The organism is Rathayibacter sp. AY2B7 (assembly GCF_002931635.1).
GTDB lineage: Bacteria > Actinomycetota > Actinomycetes > Actinomycetales > Microbacteriaceae > Rathayibacter.
In genome coordinates this window covers 1-2,444 of the sequence record NZ_PSUC01000194.1, presented here as the reverse complement: position 1 = coordinate 2,444, position 2,444 = coordinate 1, and the positions used below count along the sequence as shown (strand labels likewise).

Below are 2,444 nucleotides of genomic sequence, written 5' to 3'. Positions count from 1 at the left end.
GAGTGCTGCTCGCGCTGGTCGTCATCGTCGCGGGCCTGGCGGTGGTGCTGTCGCTGCTCCCGCGGATGACCGGCTCCGACGCCGCGTCGAGCCCCACGCCGACCGTCGTGCTGCCGACGCTCTACCCGACCACATCGCCCGGTGCGACGCCCGGCGCCGCACCCGCCTGCACGGCCGACTCCGTCGCCGTCACCGCGGTCACGGACGCCACGAGCTACGCGCCCGGCGAGGATCCGCAGCTCTCACTCTCGCTGGCCAACATCTCGAGCACCGACTGCGTGATCGACGCGGGCACGAGCAAGCAGGTCTTCACGATCACGAGCGGCTCCGAGCAGATCTGGACCTCCACGGACTGCCAGACCGGCGCGGCCGATCTGCCGGTGCTCCTCCAGGCGGGCCGCTCGGTGATGGGCAGCGCGCTGACGTGGGACCGCACCCGCTCCTCCGCCGACACCTGCTCCGGCGGACGCGAGGCGGTCGAGGCGGGCGGCGCCGCCTACAACCTGTCGGTGTCGGTCGCCGGCATTCCCTCGGGCTCGCCCACGCAGTTCCTGCTCCAGTAGTCCGCCCGGGGGACGTGCCGGCCGTGCGTCGGCGCGTAGCATCGCAGGCATGTGGGGGCTGCTCGGCACGATCCTGTCCGCCTCGACCGGCCGGGCGGGGGTGGTCGCGCGGCGAGCGGCGGCTGCGGCCCTCGCGGTCCCGCTGCTGGTCGGCGGAGCGGCGGCGCAGGCCGTGGCGGCTCCGCAGCCCGTCGCGGGTGCGCACACCGTCGCGGGTGTCGTGCGCGCGGACGTGGACGGCTTCCGGTTCTCGGAGTACTCGGCCGACTTCCGTCTCGACCGCGACGAGGAGGGCCGCTCGACGCTGACCACTGTCGAGACCTTCGTCGCCGAGTTCCCGCCGTCGCAGAACCGCGGCATGCAGCGCGCGATCCCGCTCGACTACGAGGGGCACCCGACCGACGTCGACCTGGTGTCCGTCACCGACGGCGACGGGGAGGCGCGGCCGGTCGACACCGAGCGCGAGGACGGCTTCCTCCTGGTCACCAGCGCGGCGGACGAGTTCGTCAGCGGCAGCCAGACCTACGTCTTCACCTACACTCAGCACAACACGACCCTGCCTGGATCCGGCACGCGCAGCGGCGAGGACGAGTTCTACTGGGACGTCAACGGCACGGGCTGGCGCCAGACCTTCGACCGCTACGACGTGCGCGTCGAGCTCGCCGGTTCGCTGGCCTCCGCCGCGACGGGGACCGTCAGCTGCTACCGGGGACCGGAGGGCTCGACGACGCCCTGTCCGATCGGCCGCGACGGCGCGGTCGTCACGGCATCGGGGGAGTCGCTGGCTCCGGGGGAGAACGTGACCGTGGCGATCGGCTTCGCTCCCGGGACCTTCACGCCGCGCGACGACCGCTACCTCGCCTCCGGCTGGTCCTGGGTGCAGCTGGGCGGCCTCGCCGCGGTCCTGATCGGCCTCGCGCTCGCCGTGCACCGCCGCCGGACCGTGCTCCGCGACGCTCCAGGCCGCCCGACCGTCGTCGCCGAGTACGACCCGCCCGCGGAGGGGCTGTTCCTCTCCGCCGCGCTGCTGCGGAAGACGTCGAAGGCCCCTGCGGCCGGACTCCTGGACGCCGCCGTCCGCGGACTCGTGCGCATCGAGGAGACGGGGGAGGGGCGGAAGCAGGAGTACGCCGTGCGGGTGCTCGACCCCGCGACGACGCCGACGCGACGCGCGGGACGCCCGCGGCCCCTCGCCTCCGACGACCGCCGTTTCCTCGACATCGCCGTGGGCCGGGAGCCCGGTGCGGTGCGCGAGCTCTCGGGCAAGGACAAGGCGTTCGGCAAGGCAGTCACGCAGTTCCGGACGGCCCTGGGCAACCGGGTGACCGAGACGGGACTGAGGCGGGCCGGAACGATCGGCGGGAGCGTCCTCGTCCTCGTGCCGCTGCTGCTGGGAGTGATGGCCGCCTTCATGAGCGCGATCCTCCTGATGACCGGTTCCTTCGGCGGCCCGCTCCCGCTCGTGCTGATGCTGGTCTCGATCGCCGCGGCCGTCGTCGGGACGATCCTGGTCTCGAGGGTGCCGCTGACGGTTGCGGGCGCGGAGCTGCGCGACCATCTGCGCGGGCTCGAGCTGTACATCCGTCTGGCCGAGGCCGACCGGATCGCGATGCTGCAATCGCCCCGCGGAGCGGACCGACGCTCGGTCGGCCCGGTCGAGGTGGTGGAGGTGACGGAGCGCCTGCTGCCGTGGGCCGTGCTGTTCGGGCTCGAGAAGGAGTGGTCGGCGGAGCTCGCGTCGGCGTACGAGCGCACCGGCGAGGAGCCGGTCTGGTACTCCGGACCGAACGGCTTCCACGCGGCGGCCTTCGCCGGCAGCGTGTCCTCGTTCTCGTCGTCGACGTCGAGCTACGTCGGATCCTCGTCGAGCTCCTCGAGCGG

General features: G+C 73.3%; 2 protein-coding genes. Both read left to right on the top strand.

Annotation, left to right across the window (positions count from 1 at the left end; genetic code table 11):
- On the top strand, window positions 1-563 hold a 563-nt coding region (locus C5C27_RS18270), incomplete at its 5' end, for a hypothetical protein (protein WP_104346940.1).
- Between the two features lie 49 nt (window positions 564-612).
- Window positions 613-2,444: DUF2207 domain-containing protein (locus tag C5C27_RS17245; RefSeq protein ID WP_104315012.1), on the top strand; the 1,832-nt coding region annotated here is incomplete at its 3' end.